The sequence below is a fragment of the Oceanisphaera submarina genome (genome assembly GCF_046521305.1).
In the GTDB taxonomy this organism is placed as follows: Bacteria; Pseudomonadota; Gammaproteobacteria; order Enterobacterales; family Aeromonadaceae; genus Oceanimonas; species Oceanimonas submarina.
In genome coordinates, this window is record NZ_JBKGFN010000003.1 from 167658 (window position 1) to 189852 (window position 22195).

Annotated in this window: 16 protein-coding genes; 9 read left to right on the forward strand and 7 right to left on the reverse strand. The window is 56.6% G+C overall.

Going from position 1 to position 22195, the window contains the following annotated elements; all coding sequences use genetic code 11:
- Nucleotides 1-19: 19 nt before the first annotated feature.
- From ACLEIV_RS04865 to ACLEIV_RS04875, 3 genes are all read left to right on the forward strand, one after another.
- Complete coding sequence (locus ACLEIV_RS04865; protein ID WP_410455533.1) at nt 20-727, forward strand: tRNA1(Val) (adenine(37)-N6)-methyltransferase; 708 nt, start codon at nt 20-22, stop codon at nt 725-727.
- Nucleotides 728-880: 153 nt separating this feature from the next.
- On the forward strand, nt 881-2197 hold the full coding sequence (gene brnQ / locus ACLEIV_RS04870) for a branched-chain amino acid transport system II carrier protein (protein ID WP_410455534.1): 1317 nt from the start codon (nt 881-883) through the stop codon (nt 2195-2197).
- 263 nt (nt 2198-2460) lie between these two features.
- Nucleotides 2461-3783: a sensor domain-containing protein gene (locus tag ACLEIV_RS04875; protein ID WP_410455535.1), complete on the forward strand. Its 1323-nt coding sequence runs from the start codon at nt 2461-2463 to the stop codon at nt 3781-3783.
- A 45-nt stretch (nt 3784-3828) separates the two neighbouring features.
- Here the strand turns inward: ACLEIV_RS04875 and fldB are convergent, their stop codons facing one another.
- Nucleotides 3829-4344 carry a flavodoxin FldB gene (gene fldB / locus ACLEIV_RS04880; RefSeq protein ID WP_410455536.1) on the reverse strand — a complete coding sequence of 172 codons (516 nt, stop codon included), beginning with the start codon at nt 4342-4344 and terminating at the stop codon, nt 3829-3831.
- A gap of 75 nt (nt 4345-4419) precedes the next feature.
- Between fldB and xerD the strand changes: the two genes are divergently transcribed.
- Both xerD and recJ read left to right on the forward strand, forming a co-directional pair.
- Nucleotides 4420-5307 carry a site-specific tyrosine recombinase XerD gene (gene xerD, locus ACLEIV_RS04885; protein WP_410455537.1) on the forward strand — a complete coding sequence of 296 codons (888 nt, stop codon included), beginning with the start codon at nt 4420-4422 and terminating at the stop codon, nt 5305-5307.
- Nucleotides 5308-5498: 191 nt separating this feature from the next.
- Nucleotides 5499-7256, forward strand: coding sequence for a single-stranded-DNA-specific exonuclease RecJ (recJ, locus tag ACLEIV_RS04890; protein ID WP_410455538.1), 1758 nt, complete (start codon nt 5499-5501; stop codon nt 7254-7256).
- A 61-nt stretch (nt 7257-7317) separates the two neighbouring features.
- Here the strand turns inward: recJ and ACLEIV_RS04895 are convergent, their stop codons facing one another.
- Nucleotides 7318-9198 (reverse strand): methyl-accepting chemotaxis protein, encoded by a 1881-nt coding sequence (locus tag ACLEIV_RS04895; protein ID WP_410455539.1) that lies wholly within the window; start codon nt 9196-9198, stop codon nt 7318-7320.
- Nucleotides 9199-9396: 198 nt separating this feature from the next.
- Here ACLEIV_RS04895 and prfB point away from each other — a divergent pair.
- The 3 genes from prfB to ACLEIV_RS04910 all read left to right on the forward strand — a co-directional run bounded on the left by prfB (nt 9397) and on the right by ACLEIV_RS04910 (nt 14231).
- Nucleotides 9397-10495, forward strand: a protein-coding gene (gene prfB, locus ACLEIV_RS04900; protein ID WP_410455540.1) for a peptide chain release factor 2 whose coding sequence is annotated in 2 segments (ribosomal slippage) — nt 9397-9471 and nt 9473-10495 — 1098 coding nt in all. Because the reading frame shifts where the segments join, the coding sequence is not laid out codon by codon here.
- A 164-nt stretch (nt 10496-10659) separates the two neighbouring features.
- The gene (gene lysS / locus ACLEIV_RS04905; RefSeq protein ID WP_410455541.1) at nt 10660-12144 is read left to right on the forward strand and encodes a lysine--tRNA ligase; all 1485 of its coding nucleotides are present in this window, start codon (nt 10660-10662) and stop codon (nt 12142-12144) included.
- 542 nt (nt 12145-12686) lie between these two features.
- The gene (locus ACLEIV_RS04910; protein ID WP_410455542.1) at nt 12687-14231 is read left to right on the forward strand and encodes a P-loop ATPase, Sll1717 family; all 1545 of its coding nucleotides are present in this window, start codon (nt 12687-12689) and stop codon (nt 14229-14231) included.
- Nucleotides 14232-14659: 428 nt separating this feature from the next.
- Here ACLEIV_RS04910 and ACLEIV_RS04915 read toward each other — a convergent pair whose 3' ends face one another.
- The 4 genes from ACLEIV_RS04915 to ACLEIV_RS04930 form a co-directional block, all read right to left on the reverse strand.
- Entirely contained in the window at nt 14660-16063 is a 1404-nt protein-coding gene (locus tag ACLEIV_RS04915) for an aspartate aminotransferase family protein (protein ID WP_410455543.1), read from the reverse strand.
- Between the two features lie 180 nt (nt 16064-16243).
- Nucleotides 16244-17710, reverse strand: coding sequence for an NAD-dependent succinate-semialdehyde dehydrogenase (locus ACLEIV_RS04920; RefSeq protein WP_410455544.1), 1467 nt, complete (start codon nt 17708-17710; stop codon nt 16244-16246).
- 496 nt (nt 17711-18206) lie between these two features.
- Nucleotides 18207-18686 carry an Lrp/AsnC family transcriptional regulator gene (locus ACLEIV_RS04925; protein ID WP_410455545.1) on the reverse strand — a complete coding sequence of 160 codons (480 nt, stop codon included), beginning with the start codon at nt 18684-18686 and terminating at the stop codon, nt 18207-18209.
- Nucleotides 18687-18722: 36 nt separating this feature from the next.
- Entirely contained in the window at nt 18723-19910 is a 1188-nt protein-coding gene (locus tag ACLEIV_RS04930) for a M24 family metallopeptidase (protein WP_410455546.1), read from the reverse strand.
- A gap of 490 nt (nt 19911-20400) precedes the next feature.
- Between ACLEIV_RS04930 and ACLEIV_RS04935 the strand changes: the two genes are divergently transcribed.
- Nucleotides 20401-21678 carry a dicarboxylate/amino acid:cation symporter gene (locus ACLEIV_RS04935; protein ID WP_410455547.1) on the forward strand — a complete coding sequence of 426 codons (1278 nt, stop codon included), beginning with the start codon at nt 20401-20403 and terminating at the stop codon, nt 21676-21678.
- Between the two features lie 43 nt (nt 21679-21721).
- Here ACLEIV_RS04935 and ACLEIV_RS04940 read toward each other — a convergent pair whose 3' ends face one another.
- Nucleotides 21722-22156, reverse strand: a complete 435-nt coding sequence (locus ACLEIV_RS04940) for a PACE efflux transporter (protein ID WP_410455548.1) — start codon at nt 22154-22156, stop codon at nt 21722-21724.
- Nucleotides 22157-22195 lie beyond the last annotated feature (39 nt).

Genomic DNA, 22195 nt, shown 5'->3' on the forward strand with positions numbered 1-22195 from the left:
AAAACCTGACAGGATCAGCATGGGTAGCCGCGGTTTTACTTTCAAGCAGTTTCACATCAATCACGACCGTTGTGCCATGAAGGTGGGCACAGACGGCATTCTGCTCGGCGCCTGGGCACCGATAGGCTCTGCCCGCCGCATTCTGGACGTCGGCACCGGCTCGGGCCTGGTGGCGCTGATGCTGGCTCAGCGCAGCGATCCCGACGTAAAAGTTGTCGGGTTGGAGCTGGACGAAACCGCCGCCGGGCAGGCCGCAGAAAACGTGGCGGCATCGCCCTGGCCGCAAAAAGTCGGTATCGAGCAGGGGGCTTTGCAGCAGTACTCGGCGCCGGTGTTCGATCTGATGGTGTCCAATCCGCCGTATTTCGGGCACGGCCAGCGGCTCAGTAGCGCCGCCCGGGCCGATGCGCGTCACACCGGCAGCCTGACGCTGGCCGAGTTGTTCCGCCACGGCAAACGCCTGTTAACCGATGAAGGGAGTGTGGCGCTGGTGTTACCGGTGCAGGCGTTGGCGGAAGCCATGGAGCAGGCCGCCTCAAATGGCTTCTATTTGGCGGAAAAGCAAGACGTTATCACTAAAGAAGGCAAGCCGGCGGCTCGTTTTTTATTGTGCTTTGTTAGAGTTAAATGCTGCACATCTGCCGGTGTTATCATCATTAATACTGGATATGGTGGTTATGGCGATACATATGTAGGATTGGTGGCTCCCTTCTATTTGAAGATGTAAATTTCGCCTTGAATCTGTTTTTCACATCATTATGCTACCGGCATGCTCGGCGGCCGTCAGATTTCAGTATTTTTACCGTATATTTCTGATGGCAGGCCGTATCGTTAATGTCGTTAGTTTCCAAACGAAACTTTCATTATGCGGGCAGCCGCAATGAGGTTTGCAGTGAACAGATCCTTATCCACTTTTGATGTGATGGGCCTGGGGTTTATGACCTTCGCCTTCTTCCTGGGCGCCGGGAATATCATATTCCCGCCCCTGGCCGGTTTTCTGGCCGGTGAAAACCTGAACAGTGCCATGTTCGGCTTCTTGATCACCGCCGTCGGCCTGCCGCTGGTGACCCTGATTGCCGCCGCCCTGGCCGGTGGTGGTCTGCCGACCATGGGCCGTTATCTGCCGGCCACGGTCATCACCGTGATGGCGACCGCCATCTTCATCATCATAGGCCCGGCCTTCGCGGCACCCCGTACCGGCCTGGTGGCCTACGAGATGGGCCTGAAGCCGTTTCTGAATGATCCCGGTCAGACCACACTGACCTTCTATACCATAGCTTTCTTCGGCCTGGTGCTGCTGCTGTCGCTCAATCAGGGACGACTGCTGGATGCGGTAGGCAAGGTGCTGACCCCCATTCTGCTGCTGCTGCTGGTGGCACTGGCGGTGGCGGTGTTCGTCAGCCCCCAGGGCACCCAGCCAGAAGTGGCCGACGCCTATCTGACCCAGCCCTTCGTGAAAGGCTTTATCGAAGGCTATAACACCATGGATACCTTCGCCGCCTTGATGTTCGGCATGCTGATCCTGGACGTGTTGCGCCAGAAGGGCGTGACCGAGACCCGTGCCCAGTCCCGCTATCTGATGATAGCGGCGCTGATTGCCGCCGCCGGTCTGGGCTTCGTTTATGTATCCCTGTTTATTCTGGGTGGTACCAGTCTGGGTGTGGTGGAGTCGGCCAGCAACGGCGGCGAGATCATCAGCGCCTATGTGTTGTCGCTGTTCGGTGCTCCGGGCCTGTGGATTCTGGCGGCCATCGTCTCACTGGCCTGTATCACCACGGCCGTGGGGCTGGTGTCGTCCTGTGCCGATTACTTCCATCGCCTGACCGGCAAGGGCAGTTATCGCGGCTGGGTTGTCATCAACGCTCTGGCCTGTATGCTGGTGGCCAACGTGGGCCTGAATACCCTGATTTCGGTGTCCATTCCGGTACTGGTGGCCTGTTATCCGGTGGCGGTGGCACTGGTGATGGCAACCTATCTGACCCCGTTGATGCGTGCTCCCGTGTTCGCCTTCCGCTTGATCATGGTCGTGGCCTTTGCCTTCGGCCTTATTGACGGCATGCAGGCGGCGGGTCTGAACATGAGCGCCTTCACCTTACTGCCGATGTTCGATATCGGTATGGCCTGGGTGTTGCCGACTCTTGCCGCCGCCGTGATTGGACTGGCGGTTGGCAAGAGCAGGCAGGCAGCGGTAGCGTAAACTGGACTTTACTCCGGTATCATCCCCAGGGCGGCGCAGGCCGCCCTTTTTAATGCCTGTCATTTATTGTTTTCTGGCATAGGGCCAAGAGGCTGACTCATAAAATCGGTTACTCAATGTTTGAAATAGGGGCGGTAGGTTAGAATTAGGTTCATCGGGACGGCGCCAAGCGGCCGCGGCATCGGCTCAGAGGGGCTGACTTATTGCACCATCATCAGGGATGTAACATGAAAGCAAACACCTTCGCCTCGACGAGCAAGTATATGGATCTCCTGCTTGATGTCATTTGTGTGGTGGATAAAGAAGGGCGCTTTGTCTACGTGAGTGCTGCTTGCGAGCGTATATTTGGTTATACCCCGGAAGAAATGGTTGGCAGGTCCATGATCGAGTTGGTCTTTCCCGAAGACAGAGAATGTACCCTGCAGGCCGCCGCCGAGATCATTTCCGGCGAACCCCGGCCCCACTTTGAGAACCGCTATGTGCGCAAAGATGGCCAGGTAGTCAACATCATGTGGTCGGCCCGCTGGTCGGAAGCTGACCAGGTACGAATTGCGGTGGCCAGGGACATCACCCTCAGCAAACGGGCGGAGCAGATGCAAGCGGCACTGTACGCCATCTCCGAAGCAGTTCATGAGGTGGATGATCTGGGCACCCTGTTCCAGCGGATTCACAGGATCATAGGGACCTTGCTGCCGACGACGCATTTTTACATTGCGCTTTATGATGAAGTGAGCGGCGAGGTGAGCTTTCCCTATCATGTTGATGAGTCCGCTCCCTTGCCAGCTCCACAACAGATCGACTCGGACACACTCTGCAACCGGGTCATTCGTGATGGCCAGACGTTGCTGCTGACCTCGGAAGATGAACCGGGGAGCGCCGAAGCCTCGGTAGCCTGTTCTCTCTGTGGACACTATTTGAAAAGTTCGTTGGGTGTTCCGCTTCGGTCTCGCAATGGCACCATCGGCGCCTTGATTGTGCAGAGCTGCGCCGAGCATGCCCGTTATACGGAAAGGGATCGGGAACTGCTGCAGTTTGTATCCAGGCAAGTTGCCGATGCCATCGAACGAAAACAAATGATGGATCGTCTGCAGCATATTGCCCTGCATGATCAGCTTACCGGCTTGCCCAATCGGGCGTTGTTCCATGACCGCATGCAACTGGCATTGGCCAAGGCACGACGTCATCAGGGACAGCTGGCCCTGCTCTACCTGGATCTGGACAAGTTCAAGGCGGTCAACGACACCTTCGGCCATATGATTGGCGATCTTCTGTTGGAAAAAGTGGCCCGGCGGCTTGAGTTGTGTATGCGCAAGTGCGATACGCTGGCGAGGCTGGGTGGCGATGAATTTGTGGTATTACTGGAGACCATTGAACAGCCAGAGCAAGCCGCGCTGGTGGCAGAAAAGATCCGTCATGCGTTCGCCAGCCCCTTTGACCTGGCGGGGCGCCAGGTGCATATTCTGCCGAGTATCGGCATTGCGCTTTTTCCCCTTCATGGAAGTGATGAGGAACAACTGTTGCGCCATGCGGATGACGCCATGTACTCGGCAAAAAAATTAAGGGCCCCGAGGCGAAAGGCGTTCTGAACATATTTATGCCCCGGGGAGTCCCCGGCCGGTAAACCGTGGGGGTTACAGGCTGGCCATTTCTTCCAGTATCTGCTCCACCCAGGTCTGGATACGGTTGTCGGTGTCGTCGTACTGGTTGGCTTCATCGAGCGAAAGGCCAACGAAATAGTCACCATCTTCGGTCAGCGCCTTCGAGGCTTCGAACTCGTAGCCCTTGTTGGGCCAGTAGCCCACTATGGTGGCGCCACGGGCGGTGACCTTGTCGTGCAGCATGCCCAGGGCATCCTGAAACCATTCGCCATAACCGAGTTGATCGCCCATGCCGAACAGGGCCACGACATGACCTTCCAGACTCAGGTCGTCTATTTGGTCCCAGTGGGATTCCCAGTCTTCCTGCAGTTCGCCAAAGTCCCAGGTGGAAATGCCGAAGATCAGTATGGGATAGTCTTCGGCGCGCTTGAGCGACACATCCTTGATATTATGCAGGTCGACCAGATCGGCTCCGAGCTGGGCGCCAATCTTTTCGGCCGCCATTTCGGTATAGCAGGTGGTTGAGCCGTAAAATAAACCGATATTCATGGGGTTCCGTTATCTCTTCAGACAATGGTGCCATCATAACAGAAGCCCGCGCACAGGGCAGAGTCCGGAGTACCGATGAGTTACCCCCTGGTAGAACAATTTGTGGATGCCCTCTGGCTGGAAAAAGGCCTGGCGGATAACACCCTGGCCTCTTACCGCAGCGATCTGTCGCACTTTGCCGGCTGGCTGGACGGAGAAGGCTGCAGTCTGCTGGCGGTAGATGGCCTGAGGTTGCAGCAGTATCTGGCCCATCGGCTGGATCTGGGCTTCAAGGCCAGCAGTACCGCCCGCATGCTGAGCGTGCTGCGCCGCTTTTTTCAGTACCTGCATCGGGAGCAATTGCGAGCAGATGACCCCAGCATCCTGATTGCCGGACCCAAGTTGCCGAAGCGACTACCCAAGGATCTGAGTGAACAGCAGGTGTCCAGCCTGTTGCAGGCGCCTCAGGTGGAAGACCCGCTGGAGTTGCGCGACAAGGCGATGCTGGAGCTGTTGTATGCCACCGGATTGCGGGTGACCGAACTGGTCAGCCTGTCGATGGAAAGTGTCAGTCTACGCCAGGGCCTGGTGCGGGTTACGGGCAAGGGCAACAAGGAGCGGCTGGTGCCGATGGGGGAAGAAGCGCTGTATTGGCTGACCCGATATCTGAAAGAGGGGCGGGCGATCTTGCTGGGCGAGCAATCGTCCGACGTGGTGTTTCCTTCCCGTCGGAGCCGGCAGATGACTCGCCAGACCTTCTGGCACCGCATCAAGCTTTATGCTCAGCGTGCCTGCATCGGCATAGAGCTGTCGCCCCACACTCTGCGCCACGCCTTCGCGACCCATCTGCTCAACCACGGCGCCGATCTGCGGGTGGTACAACTGCTGCTGGGCCACTCGGACCTGTCTACCACCCAAATTTACACCCACGTCGCTACCCACCGACTCAACGCCCTGCACGAAGAGCATCACCCACGGGGCTAGTTCGGCTGTGCTGCTGGGGGAAAGAGACAACAGGTTTGCCTCTTCTTGAGCACCGAGTTGCCTGAAGGCGGAGACAACTGGCGAGTCGGCGGAGTAGATTCCTTTGGCCGTCGAACACCATCCCGCCGGCGATTGCAAATCCACCCCGGCGCGGTTAGTGTTGGCGACCTGTTTAAAAAACCAGTGCATCTATGTCTGCCATCAACACCGCCACCGATTCTGCCCGCTCGCGACTGCCCATTCGACGACGTGAAACCGTTCCTCATCAATTGCCGGCCGACCTGGCACCCATACTGCAGCGGCTCTATGCCAGCCGTGGTCTGGTGCGGCCCGAACAGCTCAATCTGCAAGCCGGTGCCCTGCTCAAGCCCGGCTTCAAGGGCATGGCCGAGGCGGTGGTGTTGCTGGAACAGGCCCTGGCCGGGCAGCGCAACATCTTGATAGTGGGCGACTTCGATTGCGATGGTGCCACCAGCTCGGCGCTGATGGTGCACGGCCTGCGCGCCATGGGGGCACAGAAGGTCGCTTATCTGGTGCCCAACCGCTTCGACTATGGCTATGGCCTCAGCCCGCAAGTGGTGGAAGAAGCCATTTCACTGGGAGCCGAGCTGCTGATCACCGTCGATAACGGCATTTCCAGCATCGCCGGGGTGGCGGCGGCCAGGGCGGCGGGCATGCAGGTGATCGTCACCGATCACCACCTGCCGGGCGAAGAGATCCCGGAGGCGGATGCCATCGTCAACCCCAATCAGCACGGTTGTGACTTCCCCTCCAAGAACCTGGCCGGGGTGGGCGTGGCCTTTTATCTGCTGCTGGCGTTGCGGGCCGCGCTGACCGAGCATGGCTGGTTCGGCAAGCTGGGCATCACGGCACCCAACATGGGCGAGTACCTGGATCTGGTGGCGCTGGGCACGGTGGCGGATGTGGTGGCGCTGGACGAAAACAACCGGGTGCTGGTGTATCAGGGCTTGCAGCGGATGCGGGCGGGTCGGCTGCGGCCCGGCATTCAGGCGTTAATCGATATTTCTGGGCGCAATCAGCAGCGGCTGGTGGCCACGGATCTCGGCTTCGCCCTGGGGCCCCGGCTCAATGCGGTGGGGCGACTCGACGACATGTCGATGGGCGTGGCCTGTCTGCTCAGCGAAAACCTGGACGAGGCGCGCAAGCTGGCGGCCATGATGGACGAGCTCAATCGGGAGCGTAAGGCCATAGAGGCCGGCATGCAGCACGAAGCGCTGGCCAGCCTGACCAAGGTGCGCATCAGCGACGGCGAATTGCCTTCGGGTCTGGTGCTGCATCAGGATGACTGGCATCAGGGCGTGGTGGGGCTGGTGGCTTCGCGTATCAAGGAACGCTATTTTCGGCCGGTGATTGCCTTCGCCGAGGCGGGCGACGACGAGCTGAAGGGCTCGGGCCGCTCCATTCCCGGCGTGCACCTGCGGGATTTGCTGGAAGCCATCAACAGCCGGCATCCGGGACTTATCACCAAATTCGGCGGCCACGCCATGGCGGCGGGACTGTCGCTGACTAAGGCGGCACTGGTGCCGTTCAAGGCGGCGTTCGAGCAGGTAGTGGACGAGTGGGTCAGCCCCGAGCTGCTGGCCGGCGAGATATTGAGTGACGGCGAACTGGCGGTGAGCGAACTGACCCTGGATCTGGCCGAGCAGCTGCGTTTTGCCGGGCCCTGGGGCCAGGCCTTTCCCGAGCCCTTGTTCGACGGTGAATTCCGCATCGTGCAGCAGCGGCTGGTGGGCGAAAAGCATCTCAAGCTGGTGCTGAGCCCGGATGAGGGCCGCACCGTCATCGATGCCATCGCCTTCAATGTGGACTTGAGTGTCTGGCCCAACGCCGCCATCAAACAGGTGCAACTGGCCTACAAGCTGGATGTGAATGAGTGGCGGGGCAAGCGACAACTGCAACTGATGGTGGAGCAGCTGGCGCCGCTGTAGATCGTAGGTTCAGCCGACAAAAAAGGGTCCGCCAGGGACCCTTTTTACGTTCTTGTCGGCGTTACAAAATAAAGGCACTCACCAGGCCGTTGAGCTCTCCGGCCTGCCTGTGCAGATCCTTCGACTGGTTCAGCGACTGCTCGGCATCGTTGGCCAGCTCGTCGGCCACGTCCTTGATGGCGGTGGTGTTCTGGGTGATTTCACCGGTCACCTGGCTCTGCTCTTCGGCGGCGGTGGCAATCTGGCTGGCCATGTCCGAAATCAGGCTCACGGCGGTGGTGATCTCGGTCAGGGCGGAGGCGGCGGCTTCGGCATCTTCCACGCTCAGCTCGGCCAGGTTGCGGCTGGTATCCATCAGCTTGACTGCTTCGGCCGTGGCCTCTTGCAGGGTGTTGATGGTGACCTGAATTTCCTCGGTGGAGGCATGAGTACGCTGAGACAGTATCCGGACCTCGTCGGCCACCACCGCAAAACCCCGACCCTGTTCACCGGCCCGGGCCGCCTCTATGGCGGCGTTCAGTGCCAGCAGATTGGTCTGCTCGGCAACCCCCTGAATGGTGGACAGTACGCTGGAAATCTCCTTGGCGTGCAGGTCCAGCCGTTGAATTACCTCCGAGGCCTGAATCATCTCCCGCGACAGCAACTGAATGGAATCCCGGGTCTTGTTGACCTGCTGCTTGCCCAGTTCCGTGCTGGAGCTGGACTGTTGGGCGGCGGTGGCGGTCTGCTCGGCGTTGTTGGCGATTTCATGGGTGGCGGAAGCCATTTCGGTCACCGCCGTGGCGACCATGGTTACTTCCTGTTGCTGACGCCCCAGCTCGGCCACGGTCTGGTTGGCGCGCACCGAGGCTTGCTCTGCATTGCTGCCCAGACATTCGGCCTGGCTGCGGATCCGGCTGATAAGTTCGGCCTGACTGGCGACGAAACGGTTGAAGTTACCGGCAAGCTGGCCCACCTCATCCTGGCTCTGGATCTCGATGCGACGGGTCAGATCCCCCCGGCCGCCGGCAATTTGTTCCAGCGCCTGAGAGACGCGTAGCAAGGGGGCCAGCAGCAGTTGTGCCAGCAGGTTTATCAGTACACCGGCCACGACGATAGTCAGCGCCGCCATGCCCAGCTGTTGCAGCAACAGAGGGCCGAGTGGTGCTTCCAGTGCCTTCTGGTCGAGTACCAGCAGCAACTGCCAGTTGCTGTTGGGCACGTCCCGGGCGTAAACCAGCTTGTTTTCGCCGTTCAGTTGCACCGGGTGCAGCCGTTGCTCCCGGCTCCATTTTTGCAAGTTACCGGCCGACAGGTTGGCATCCAGATTGGTGGCAGCGCGCAGCGCCATGGCTGCATCCTTGTAGGCAATCATGGTGCCGTCCTTGCCCAGCATCATGGCGTAGCCCCTGGCCGGCAGGCGGATGGCGTTGATATCCTCGATCAGGCTGGTGATGGCGATATCGCCACCGATAACACCGGCCACCCGGCCGCCGGTCAGCACCGGGGCCGCCAGGGTCACGACAGTACCGAACCCGGAGGCATCTTCATAGGGGGCGGTGACGATGGCCCTGTTTTCTTGTATTACCTGCCGGTACCAGGGGCGGCTGCGGGGGTCGTAGCCGGTACGATCTATGCCGGGATCGGCATCGAACATGACGCCATCGTGGGTACCGAAATAGCTGAGTGCGAAATTGCCGGCATCCTGCGCCTGCTGCAGTGTCGGTAACAGCGTCTGGTCGAGCTGACGGGCGGCGGCCGCCAGTATGTTCTGGCGGTTGTCGAACCAGGTGGCGATCTTGTCTGCTTCTTGCTGACCCAGGCCGGAAACCAGCTCTGTGCTGCTCTGATAGAGCTGGGTTTTCATGTTGTGAAAGCTGATGGTGCTGAGGGCGGTGACGGTAAGCGTGATGGCTGCGATGAAACTTAATAGAATCTTATGCTTTAATTTTAATTTATTCATTTTTTATATGTTGTTTTATGTGGATATACCAATATCGACCACTTAGATTAAAAGTTTAACTGAAATTTAGTAGGGTGAATGCATTGAAATGTGCTCACTCTTTGCTGCGTTTAGGCCCGGCTTTCGGTAGAATCTAAGCCCTGATTTTGGCGTCTTGCCAAACACACTCACTTAGTACAACAGAGAGTCTGTCGACCCATGTTTGAAGTAAACCCTGTGTACAACAAACTCAAGGAGCTGGCTGAACGGGCCGAGCTTCTTAGGGGGTACCTTTGACTATGATGCCAAGAAAGAGCGTCTGGAAGAGGTAAATGCCGAGCTGGAACAGCCGGATGTGTGGAACCAGCCCGAGCGTGCCCAGGCACTGGGTAAGGAAAGATCCAGCCTGGATACGGTGATCGGCACCCTGGATGCCCTGGCGTCGGGTCTCGAAGACATCGGCGGCCTGGTGGAGCTGGCGGTCGAGGAAGAAGACGAAGAGACCTTCATCGAAGCCCAGACCGAGCTGGATACCCTGGACAAGCGGCTGGCGGATCTGGAGTTCCGTCGCATGTTCTCCGGCGAGAATGATGCCTCCGACTGCTATCTGGATCTGCAGTCCGGCTCCGGCGGCACCGAAGCACAGGACTGGTGCAACATTGTTCTGCGCATGTACCTGCGCTGGGGCGAGTCGCGCGGCTTCAAGACCGAGATCATCGAACTGTCCGAAGGCGAAGTGGCGGGCATCAAGTCTGCCACCGTCAAGTTCAGCGGCGAATACGCCTTCGGCTGGCTGCGTACCGAATCCGGCGTACACCGCCTGGTACGAAAGTCTCCGTTCGATTCCGGCGGCCGCCGTCACACCTCCTTCTGCTCCGCCTTCGTTTATCCTGAAGTCGACGACGATATCGAAATCGAAATCAATCCCTCGGATCTGCGGGTCGATACCTACCGCGCCTCCGGTGCCGGTGGTCAGCACGTTAACCGGACCGACTCGGCGGTGCGTCTTACCCACGAGCCGACCGGCATAGTGGTGCAGTGTCAGAACGACCGCTCCCAGCACAAGAACCGCGATCAGGCGATGAAACAGCTGAAAGCCAAGCTGTACGAATTCGAGCTGCAGAAGCAGAACGCCGAGAAGCAGGCGATGGAAGACAGCAAGTCCGATATCGGCTGGGGCAGCCAGATCCGTTCCTACGTGCTGGACGATGCCCGCATCAAGGATTTGCGTACCGGGGTCGAGACCCGCAACACCCAGTCGGTGTTGGACGGCGACCTGGACAAGTTTATCGAGGCCAGCCTCAAGTCCGGGCTGTAATTTTTCCGCCCCACTCAGCCAGAGGCGGAGAGCCGGCGGAGCCAACCGTCGATGGCAGGGATGCCATCGTCGAGCATACAGGGATGCACTTGCTGCGAGTTGGTGTGGCGGTCTTCGTCTCTGGCGGGTAAAGGGCGAAAACAAGATTCAAACAAGGCTTAATCATGACAGAGCAGCTACAAGACGAGAACAAATTGATCGCCGAGCGCCGTGCCAAGCTCGACCAGATCCGCAAGAATTGCCCGGCCAACGGCCACCCCAACGATTTTCAGCGTGAACACCTGGCCGCCGATCTGCAGGCCGAATTCGGCGAGCACGACAAGGACGCCCTGGTCGCCCTGGGCAAAACCGTGTCGGTTGCCGGTCGCATCATGGCCAAGCGTGGCCCCTTCCTGGCACTGCAGGACATGAGTGGTCGCATTCAGGCCTATGCCACCAAGGAAGCCCAGCAGATCATCAAGGATCAGTATGCGGGTCTGGATATCGGCGATATCGTCGGTGTCACCGGTGTGCTGCACAAGTCCGGCAAGGGCGATCTCTACGTCAACATGGATCAGTTCAAGCTGCTGACCAAGGCGCTGCGCCCGCTGCCGGAGAAGTTCCATGGTCTGTCGGATCAGGAAACCCGCTATCGCCAGCGGTATCTGGACCTGATCACCAACGACGACTCGCGCCGTACCTTCCAGGTGCGTTCTCAGGTGATGGCGGCCATTCGCCAGTTCATGAACGGCCACGGCTTCATGGAAGTCGAAACGCCCATGATGCAGGTGATTCCGGGCGGCGCTTCCGCCCGTCCCTTCATCACCCATCACAACGCCCTCGACATGGACATGTACCTGCGTATCGCGCCCGAGCTGTACCTGAAGCGGCTGGTCGTGGGTGGTTTCGAGAAGGTGTTCGAAATCAACCGCAACTTCCGTAACGAAGGTCTGTCGCCGCGTCATAATCCCGAATTCACCATGATGGAATTCTACTGGGCTTATGCGGACTACCGTGATCTGATGGACTTCACCGAAGAAATGCTGCGCACCGTCACCACTCAGGTGCTGGGCAGCGCCGAGGTGAAGTACGGTGAAGAGACCTTCGACTTCGGCAAGCCGTTCGAGCGTCTGAGCATGAAGAACGCCATCCTCAAGTACAACCCGGAAGTGACCCTGGATCAGCTGGCCACCTTCGAAAGTGCCTGTGAAGTGGCCAAGGATCTGAAGATCAAGATCGAGAAAAGCTGGGGCCTGGGCCGCGTGATCACCGAGATCTTCGAAGAGACCGCCGAGCACCGTTTGATCCAGCCGACCTTCATCACCGAGTATCCGGAAGAAGTGTCGCCGCTGGCGCGTCGCAACGATACAGATCCGACCATTACCGACCGGTTCGAGTTCTTCATCGGTGGCCGGGAAATTGCCAACGGTTTCTCGGAGCTGAACGATGCGGAAGATCAGGCCCAGCGTTTCCGTGATCAGGTTGATCAGAAGGACGCGGGTGACGACGAAGCCATGTTCTACGACGAAGACTATGTGACCTCGCTGGAACACGGCCTGCCGCCCACCGCCGGTCAGGGTATCGGCATCGACCGTCTGGTGATGCTGCTGACCGACTCGCACACCATCCGCGACGTTATCCTGTTCCCGACCCTGCGCCCACAGCGCTAAGTTGGTTTCCCCGCAAGGGGAGAGCAGTGCCATAAACAAAGCCGACCCAAGGGTCGGCTTTGTTGTTTCCGGGATCTGGCGTGCTGTTTTGCCGTCTGCAAAAGTCGGACAAAGGGCCCGCTCCGCCGACTCGCCGTAAATACATCCGTGTAGGCTCCGCCGCGCCATCCCTGGCGCGGAGGGTCGGCAGAGCGAATCCCTTTGTCCTCCTTGAAGTAGCGGCGAGGTCTGTTGGTCATGCTCGCTGCCAGCGGCAGGTTTTTCTGATGGCTGAGCGCTTACGGCTTGTTTTTGTGACTTTTCAATTGAACTTCACTATAGCTCCGTTCAAAATGGTGCGTTTGAGTCTTTTATTTTAGGTGTTAGTCATAAATACCATTCGCGGTTAAGAATCAACATGACCGAGTACGTTTTTTCAGGGTGGAATTGATTGGTAATTTTAAAAATTAAATGTCAAATAGTAAAATTATTTATATTTTTTATGTGGTTTGTTAATAAATAGAAGTGTGAACTAAAATAAAAATTAATTAAGGAACTCTATTTTGCTAAAACTTAAAGACATTCATCTAGGTACGACTGACGCTAAGAATGAACTGTTAAATGGTTCCCCGGAAGAAATGAGGCGATTTGAAAATTCGTTTGTGGTACCGCCAGCATTAAATGTAGATAACTATTTTAATAAGAATAAATATTATGTTGTTGGGTTGAAAGGGACGGGGAAAACAGCTCTTCTTCGCTACATATCAATAAAGTTAGACCAAGAGGAAAATACATTATCGGCGTTTGTTCTCTTTAAATCAGAAGTTGATGAAGATTTACGTAAGGATTTCTCAAAAGCAGCTCGTATACAGGTGGCTGAAGATAATGCTTCTGTTTTTGATGGGAATGATTTTGAACCAGTATGGCGGTGGTTTATTTACAGGAAAATAGTTGAGTTTACTCAATCTCTTGATGCGCAAGCCTTTCAACGTAACGATTTCCTGTCAGAGTTTGAAGCAATCGTTTCATCTGAATGCATCAGTAAAAAAGAAAATAGAGGTATAAGTCGGCTTATTCCTAATATACGGAAGGGTAATATTGAAATAAGTAAATCTCCAAAGTTAGGGTTAGAGTTTGATTGGGATGAAAATGGACGCGCGAAAGTTAATTTTAATGAACTAGTAAGGCGTGCCGATCAAGCTTTTGAACGGCTTGAGATAGGTTTGGGAAGGTTAAATATATTCTTTGATGAGCTTGAATTAAATTATCAAACAAAAAAGCAATATCAGCGTGATTCCTACCTAGTTCGTGATTTAATTGTCTCGATTGAAAAATTAAACTCGGTTTCCAAAAGAAAAGGGTATAACGTCTGCCTTTATGCTGCAATCCGTTCTGAGGTTCTCAATTCAGTTGATTCTCTAGGGAAGGAGATTAATAAGCCGATAGCAGACTTCGGCTCAGCCATACTATGGAATCGACCCGGATTAGATGCCACACAACAGCCAATGCTACACGTTATAAGTAAGCGAATAAATAATGCACGTGAAGAGCATGGAATTAACTTTCTTTCTGAGAATGAATTGTGGCAGCAGTATTTTCCAGCATCGATTCATGGTAAAAAACCACAAGTATATGTTCTGCATAATTCCTGGTATAGACCACGCGATGTAGTCCGTTTGTTGATTTCAGTACAAGACCAGTATCCAGATGAAGAGAGTTTCAATCTTCAGGTTCTTGAGGCTATTAGAAAGGCTTATTCAACTGCATCATGGGTTGAAATTACGGAGGAGCTAAAAGCTAAATATCGTGCAGCTGATATAGATGGAATTAAGTATTTGTTTTATGGTTATAGACAAATATTTACTGTCGGTGATCTTGTCGATAGAATTGAAAAAGTTGAGAAAGATCATGTGGAGACTGAAAGCTTATTTAAAAATCATGATATAAAGGATGTTGTTAAAGATCTTTATCGTATTGGAGTTTTAGGTAATATAAATCAGAAGGGGGATAGAATAAGATTTTCATTTAGAGGAGATGATGAAATATTATTCGAACATAATTTGTTTATTCACAATGCATTAAAGGCGCACTTATCAATATTTGAGTAGTCATACACGAAGTGTATGTTGTTATATGTTTTTTATGCAACGCACCAAACTGACTGGATATTTTCGGAATTTTATTAGGTTGGAAGTTTGGTTAACTGAACTTGAATAATGGTGTCTTTTTTGAAAAAAACGTTTTTCTTCATATGGTTGTGTAGGAAGACAGCTCGGTATCATCAGGAAGGATGAAGGGATCTGCTCCGCCGACCGTCACATGACATGGATGTCATGTGCTGAGCGTTACAGGGATGTACTTGAAGCGTGTCGGCGGAGCGGGCCCTTTATCCGACCTTTGCATGGCATACAGCAGCAAATCCAACAGTAACAAAAGAGCACAGCGCCCGATTTCATTAAATCGGTTTACGCTGTGCCCCTGTGTTGGTCGAATAAATTCGACCCTACAACACCATTCCTGTCGTTACTTCAGACTATCACCCTTTCCAATCGCCGCTGCTCAGCAGTTTGTCGGTGACCTTGTTCACCGCGCGGGTGGTGCGTTCAACGATGTCGTCGATATCGTTGCGGGTGACCACCAGTGGTGGGGCAAAGCCGAGAATGTCGCCGTGCGGCATGGCGCGGGCGATCAGGCCCTGCTCCAGACAGGCGGCGGCAATTTGTGGCCCCACCTTGAGGTTGGGATCGAAATGCGTGCGTTTGCCCTTGTTGCTGGAAAACTCCAGCGCATGCAGCAGCCCCACGCCACGGCTTTCGCCTACCAGCGGGTGATCGGCAAAGGTTTCCTGCATGCGTTGCTGCAGATAGGCGCCGGTATCGCGCGCGTTGGCGGTCAGGTTTTCGCGGGCAATAATGTCCAGGTTGCACAGGGCGGCGGCGGCGCCCATCGGGTGGCCGGAATAGGTGTAACCGTGGCCGATGGCACCCCATTCATCGGTGCCCTGTTCTAGTACCTTCCAGACTCGGTCGCCGACGATCACGCCCGATAATGGCTGATAGGCAGAAGTAAGGCCCTTGGCGATGGTCATCAGATCCGGCTTCATGTCGTAGTGAATGGAGCCGAAGTCTGACCCTAAGCGCCCGAAGCCACAGACCACCTCGTCGGCAATCAGCAGTATGTCGTACTTGTCGAGCACCTTGCGGATTTCGGCCCAGTAGCCTTGGGGCGGCGGCACTATGCCACCGGTGCCCAGTACCGGCTCGCCGATCATGGCGGCCACCGTGTCCGGCCCTTCGGCCAGAATCATGTCTTCCAGCTTGGCGGCGCAGTAGCGGGAGAATTCCGCCTCGCTCATCTTGTCGTCGGGGCGGCGGTAATACACGGGGGCCAGGGTGTGCTTGATGCGATCCAGCGGCAGATCGAAATGGGCATGAAACAGCGGCAGACCGGTCATGGAGCCGGAGGCGATGCTGGAGCCGTGATAGCCGCGATCCCGCGAGATGATCTTCTTCTTCTCCGGGCGGCCCAGGGCGTTGTTGTAGTACCACACCAGTTTGAGCTGGGTTTCGTTGGCATCGCTGCCGGACATGCCGTAGTACACCTTGCTCATGCCGGCGGGCGCCATCTTGATGATGCGGTCGGACAGCTCGATCAGCGCCTCGTTGGTGTGGCCTACGTAGGTGTGATAGTAGGCCAGCTTTTTCGCCTGTTCGTAGATGGCCTCGGCCATTTCGGTGCGGCCGTAGCCGATGTTGACGCAATAGAGGCCGGCAAAGGCGTCGAGCAGCTCCACACCTTCCGAGTCCTGGATACGAATGCCCCGGGCGCCGGTGATGATGCGGCCGCCCATTTCGCCATGCGCATATTGCTTGAGGTGGGTGGAGGCGTGAAATACGGTGTTGCGGTCTATGTCGAGCAGTGTTCTGGTATCTCTGGTCATGGTCGTCACTCCTTGATGGAATAAATTGCTCTCTTAATGCTGGTAAGATTCAATCGGGATAGGGACTGCCACGCCAACACGCAGCAAGTACATCCATGTATGCTCGACGATGGCATCCATGCCATCGACGGTTGGCTAAGCCAGTCCCTGTTCCTCTTTAGGACTTTGCAGGTCTATGTTTTAGGACAGGTTGCCCAGGCAGTAATATTTAAGCTGGCTGTATTCGTCGAAGCCGTGGCGGCTGCCTTCCCGGCCCAGGCCCGATTGCTTGATGCCGCCGAAGGGGATGCCATGGCCGGTCATCTTCACCGAGTTGACCGATATCATGCCGAATTCCAGGCCGCGCAGCAGTTGCCAGATATGGCGAATATCGTGGCCATACACATAGGCGGCCAGCCCGTATTCGGTATCGTTGGCCAAGGGAATAAGCTCATCGACATGGTCGTAGGCCTGCACCCCGGCCACCGGGCAGAAGTTCTCTTCGCGAAACACCTTCATCTGCGGGGTGACGTCGGCCAGCAGGGTAGGCATGAAGAAGTTGGCGCCCGGTGCCGTTTGCTGGTTGCCCGCTATCAGGCGGGCGCCCAAGGCCTGGGCGTCATCCACAATTTCCCGGGCCTTGGCCACCGCCCGGTTCGAGATCAACGGCCCCATGGTTACCCCTTCCTCGAAGCCGTTACCCACCTTGATGTGCGCCATTTCACCGGCGAAGGCGTCGAGAAAGGCCTCGTAGCCGCCGCGGGGCACTAAGATGCGGTTGGCGGCCAGGCAGTCCTGACCGGCGGTCTGAAACTTGGCCGCCACCGCGGCCCTGGCGGCGGCGTGGATGTCCATGTCCGGCAGCACGATAAAGGGGGCGTTGCCGCCGAGTTCCATGGAACACTTTTTGACGGTACCGGCGGCCTGCTCCAACAGCTGCTTGCCGACCCGGGTCGAGCCGGTGAACGACAGGGCCTGAACCTGGTCGGACTGACACAAGAGGGTACAGATATCGGCGCCCTTGCCGGTGAGCACGTTGACGACGCCGGGCGGGAAACCGGCACGTTCGGCCAGCTCGGCCAGCGCCAGCGCCGAAAACGGGGTTTCGCTGGCCGGCTTGATAAGCAGGGTGCAACCGATGGCCAGCGCCGCGGCGGCCTTGCGGGTGATCATCGCATGAGGGAAGTTCCAGGGCGTGATCAGCGCCGCCACGCCGATGGGCTCGCGAATGGTGGCCAGTTGGGCGTTGGGGATATGGCTGGGAATGGTGTCGCCGTAGGCGCGGCGGCCTTCTTCCGCGAACCAGCGCACGAAGGAGGCGCCGTAGTCGACTTCACCCCGGGCATCGGCCAGATCTTCCTTGTGTTCCAGAATAAGGTCGTGCCAGCGCATCAGCAGGGCGGCACGCTCGTCGGCCAGCAGGTCACGCCAGGCGGGGAAGGCGTTGGCGGCGGCAGCTATCGCCTCATTGACCTGCTGCGGTTGCAGCCGGGTGCAGTGGCCGATGACATCACCGGTGGCCGGGTTGAACACGGCCATATCTCTGCTGCCATGGACCCATTTACCCTTGATATAGGCCAGCTCGCGCACCAGCCGGGGATCCCTGAGATAGGGCATGATGGCGTCGGTGACCTTGCTGTGCGATGTAGGATTTAAGGAAAGGCTCATCGGCGGCACCTCTTTATCTGGTTATTGAAAGCGGCTTGCTGTCACGGGCTGGTTGTTATGGACTCATCGTCATGAGGTCATTCTAGAAGTGAAGGCGGAGAGATACTTTTTGTTGTGACCGCCGTAACGGCATGATTTTTCTGATTGGCGGCTTGAAACTGCGGTTTTTCCGGTGAAGGCTGGCAGGAAGGAAATTATCCTGCCCAAGCATACGAGGCAACACAGCCGCCTCCCATGACACGCTACGAGTACATCCGTGTAAGCTCGGAAATACCATCCCTGGCATTTCACGGTTGAGGGAAGCCATCTCTGTTTCCTCTTTTTGAACACCGAGTTACCCGAAGATGGCTCCAGCGGGCGACTCTGCTGCAGCAAGAAGGACAAAGGGATCTGCTCGTCACATGACAGGGACGCACTTGAAACGGGTCGGCGGAGCGGACCCCTTGTCCGAGATTGGCGTGACCGTCAAAAAATCGAATGTCTAATGCGATGGAGATCAGGCCTGGACGTCGGGAGAAAACTCCAGCCCGGGTGGTTGCTGTTTGATGGTTTTGGTGACGATATAGGTGAAGTAGCGCTCTATGCCGATATTCGCGTCGAGCCAGTGGTCGATCAGCCGCTGATACTGATCGATGCCATCGCACATCACCCGCAGTATGTAATCCACGCCGCCGCCGGTGGCGTAGCAGTCCACCACCTGCCCACACTCCAGCATGGCTTGTTCGAAACGCTGAAAGGCCTCGGCGCTGTGTTGTTTCAGGCTGACTTCCACCAGCACCGGCGTGCGCTTGAACAGCGCATCGGTATTGATGCGGGCGCCGTAGCCTTCGATGACGCCGGCTTGCTCCAGTCGTTTTACCCGCTCCCAGCAGGGGCTGACCGACAGGTTGATGGCTTCGGCCAGGCCCGATTTGGTGATCCGCCCCTGTTGGTGCAGTATCTGCAGAATCTTGATGTCGTAGCGATCCAGCTGCATCTTGCGTTACCTCCTGGCTCTGTTACCGCTTAACTGTTACCGCTTAACAAAGAGCTGGCGCGAGTAGTTGCACAGGGTTTCTACCCCGGCGTCGGTGATGACGATGCTCTCTGTGGTTTCCATGCCCCAGTCGTCCAGCCACAGGCCAGGCATGAAATGGAAGGTCATGCCTGGCTCCAGTATGGTCTGGTCGGTGTTACGCAGGCTCATGGTGCGCTCGCCCCAGTCCGGCGGGTAGCTGAGCCCTATGGGATAACCACAGCGAGCTCCTTCCCGGTCGAAACCGTATTCCGCCAGGGTGGCGTTGAGGGCGTCGGCAATATCGGCGCAGCGGTTGCCGGGTCGGGCGGCGGCCAGACCCGCCTCCAGCCCCGCATTGAGAGCTTCTTCGGCACGCAGAAAATCATCGGTAGGCCGCCCCAGGTAGATGGTACGCGACAGTATGCAGTGATAGCGCCGATGACAGCCGGAGAGCTCGAAGAAGGTACCTTCGTCGTGGTTGAAGGGGCGCTCGTCCCAGGTCAGGTGCGGTGCCGAGGCGTCCTTGCCCGAAGGCAGCATGGGCACTATGGCCGGGTAATCGCCGTAATGACCGTCATGGCCCTCCATCGCCACCCGGTAGATTTCGGCCACCAGCCGGTTCTTGGGCAGGCCCGGCTCTATCATGTCCAGGGCGGCCTGGTGCATGTTCTCGACGATGCGGGCGGCGATGCGCATATAGCGCAGTTCGGTTTCCGATTTGATGGCCCGGCACCAGTTCACCAAGGCGGTGGCGTCCACCAGTTCGGCGTCGGGCAGGTTGTCCCGTAATGCCAGATAGGCAGCAGGGCTGAAGTAGTAGTTGTCCATCTCGATGCCGATGTTGCCGTAGGCCCAGTCGCGGGGCTTGAGCAACTGGTTGGCCAGGTACTCCATGGCGTTCATCGGTGGATTCATCACATAGTAGTCCGGATACCAGGTAATGTTGTCTTCCTGCAGGTAGACGGTTCGCTTGGCACCGTTAGAGTCCATTTGTCGGCCGTACCAGATGGGCTCTCCGGCCGGGCCCACCACCACCACCTGAGGGGTATAAAAAGACCAGCCGTCGTAGCCGGTCAGCCAAGCGATATTGGACGGATCGTGCACTATCAGCGTCTGAATACCCTGTCTTGCCATGGCGTATCTTACCCTGGCCAGGCGTTGCTGGTATTCCTCGATGGAAAAGCTGGGGATCTGGTTATGCATGTCACGCCTCGCGATAGCCGATGATCGGACCTTGCCCCTGCCTGCAGGCAAGCGCTGCTTGTTGAACCTGGGGTCTGTGAGCGGTTGTGCCCTGCCGGACTGTGTTTATTCATGCGAATGGCCTCAAGGGGCCTTTAGTGCTCAGGTGGTACTCATCCTTTTTGTCAGCATAGCAACGAACCTGCCGGCTGCACCGATGTGGTGGAATACTCGGATAAACATCCGGCTGCTCTCGGTGACAGGGGAGGAGTCGTTTTCGTTGTCGACTCGGTCAGGGAAGACCACGCCAGCTTCATTCGAAGATTAAATTTATTTTATAAATGATAAAACTTTGTGATTTTGTTCACGATGTGACCAGTCGTGACCGTTGCGGGGTTGCTGAGCTGTTTTTTAAATGTAAAATCCTGCCCCTTATGATCTGGCTAGTTCACTTATCTATAAAAATAACTAATGACAGATAAATCGTTCAGGTTTTGCTGAGGAATACAAAATGAAAGGTTCTCTCTCTACCCGTATCTTCGTCGGCCTTTTTGCCGGTCTGATCATCGGGAGTGCGATCCAGTATCTGTTCTCTGGAGTCTCGTTTTTAAACGATAATGTCGTGGGTCTGGCCGAAGGCCTGGGCGGCATGTTTGTGTCCTTGATCAAGCTGATGGTAGTGCCGCTGGTCTATATCTCCATCGTGACCGGTATCTGCGAGTTGCGTGATATCGCCAGTTTCGGCCGTCTCGGCAGCAAGACCTTCGGGCTTTATGTCATCAACACCATGCTGTCGATTGCCGCCGCCATTCTGGTCGGGGTTATTTTTCAGCCGGGCATGGGTGCCACCCTGCCACACGGTGCCTCAACTACCGTTGAGCTGGCCACCACCGAAACCCCGGACATCGGTGCCATGCTGATAGGCATAGTGCCCAGCAATCCGGTACAGGCTTTTGCCTCCGGTGATATGCTGCAGATTATCTTCATGGCTATCATTACCGGTCTGGCCATTCAGGCCATGGGCAGCGCAGCCGCACCGGCGATGCGTACCTTTCGCGTCGCCAACCAGGTGATGATGAAGCTGGTTGGCCTGGTGATGACCCTGGCCCCTTACGGCGTGTTCGCGCTGATGATAAGCCTGGGCGCGAGTCTGGAAGCGAACACCCTGATGTCGGTAGCCGGCTACGTGGGCATGGTGGTACTGGTACTGGCGTTCTGGATTCTGGTGGTGTATCCGCTGGCGGTATGGTTGACGACCGGTATCAAGCCGGGCGTGTTCCGCAAGGCTACCCGTGAGCAGCTGTTGTTCTCGCTGTCTACCGCCAGCTCCAACGCCACCATTCCGGTGACCATGCGTACCCTGACCGAGAAGCTGGGTGTGTCCCGGGCTATCGCCGGTTTCGGTGTGCCGCTGGGCGCGACCATCAATATGTCCGGCTCTGCCATCTATATCACCCTGGCCGCCATGTTTGCCGCCAACATTTCCGGCACACCGATTCCGGCCGGTGATCTGCTGACCGTAGGGGTGACCGTGTTGCTGATGTCTGTCGGTGTGGGCGGTGTACCCGGTGGTGCCGTGGTGATGGCCGGTGTGCTGCTGCACCAGATGGGCCTGCCGATTGAAGCCATGGCCATCATCATGGCGGTGGACCGTATCAACGACATGTTCTGTACCGCTTCCAACGTGGTGGGTGATACCGCCGTCAACACCATAGTGGCGAAGATGGAAGGCAATCCCGAGGCGCTGGACGACAGTGCCGAGCTGGCGTCAACCACACAGAAATCATAAGAAAGTGAAGTGAAAAAAACCGCCGAAAGGCGGTTTTTTGGGTTTAGCCGGGTACCTGTCGGGTCGGGTGCGGGATGGGAAACACCTTGTCGTAGGCCAGGTTATAGAGGAAGGCATACACCAGATAAAAAGTGGCCATGGCAATGTCCATCATGAAGGCTTCCCATAGGCTGATGCCCAGGTACCAGGCAATCATCGGCATGAACAGCAACAATAAGCCCCCTTCGAACAACAGAGCGTGAAACACCCGCATCGGGACTGTCTTGCGCACATCACCGCGTGCTTTCAGCATGGCGTGATCAAACAACAGGTTGTAAATATAGTTCCAGAAGGTGGCGATGATGGAGCCGACTACCGCTATGGCGCCCATCAAATGGAGTTCGAAGCCGAAGATCCAGCTTGCCAGCGGGGCAAAGATAATCAGGCCTATTATCTCGAACCCCAGGGTATGGCGAATACGATCTTTGGTGGTACGCATGAAAACTCCTCGCTGATTTTATCGTCTTGAGGGCTGATT

Excerpts from the sequence above, each read along its gene's own strand:
- ACLEIV_RS04920 (WP_410455544.1), bottom strand. The coding sequence starts at position 17,710 with ATGAGCCTTTCCTTAAATCCTACATCGCACAGCAAGGTCACCGACGCC.
- lysS (WP_410455541.1), top strand. The coding sequence starts at position 10,660 with ATGACAGAGCAGCTACAAGACGAGAACAAATTGATCGCCGAGCGCCGT.
- ACLEIV_RS04925 (WP_410455545.1), bottom strand. The coding sequence starts at position 18,686 with ATGCAGCTGGATCGCTACGACATCAAGATTCTGCAGATACTGCACCAA.
- ACLEIV_RS04935 (WP_410455547.1), top strand. The coding sequence starts at position 20,401 with ATGAAAGGTTCTCTCTCTACCCGTATCTTCGTCGGCCTTTTTGCCGGT.
- ACLEIV_RS04930 (WP_410455546.1), bottom strand. The coding sequence starts at position 19,910 with ATGCATAACCAGATCCCCAGCTTTTCCATCGAGGAATACCAGCAACGC.
- ACLEIV_RS04875 (WP_410455535.1), top strand. The coding sequence starts at position 2,461 with ATGGATCTCCTGCTTGATGTCATTTGTGTGGTGGATAAAGAAGGGCGC.
- ACLEIV_RS04865 (WP_410455533.1), top strand. The coding sequence starts at position 20 with ATGGGTAGCCGCGGTTTTACTTTCAAGCAGTTTCACATCAATCACGAC.
- brnQ (WP_410455534.1), top strand. The coding sequence starts at position 881 with ATGAGGTTTGCAGTGAACAGATCCTTATCCACTTTTGATGTGATGGGC.
- fldB (WP_410455536.1), bottom strand. The coding sequence starts at position 4,344 with ATGAATATCGGTTTATTTTACGGCTCAACCACCTGCTATACCGAAATG.
- ACLEIV_RS04940 (WP_410455548.1), bottom strand. The coding sequence starts at position 22,156 with ATGCGTACCACCAAAGATCGTATTCGCCATACCCTGGGGTTCGAGATA.
- xerD (WP_410455537.1), top strand. The coding sequence starts at position 4,420 with ATGAGTTACCCCCTGGTAGAACAATTTGTGGATGCCCTCTGGCTGGAA.
- ACLEIV_RS04895 (WP_410455539.1), bottom strand. The coding sequence starts at position 9,198 with ATGAATAAATTAAAATTAAAGCATAAGATTCTATTAAGTTTCATCGCA.
- recJ (WP_410455538.1), top strand. The coding sequence starts at position 5,499 with ATGTCTGCCATCAACACCGCCACCGATTCTGCCCGCTCGCGACTGCCC.
- ACLEIV_RS04915 (WP_410455543.1), bottom strand. The coding sequence starts at position 16,063 with ATGACCAGAGATACCAGAACACTGCTCGACATAGACCGCAACACCGTA.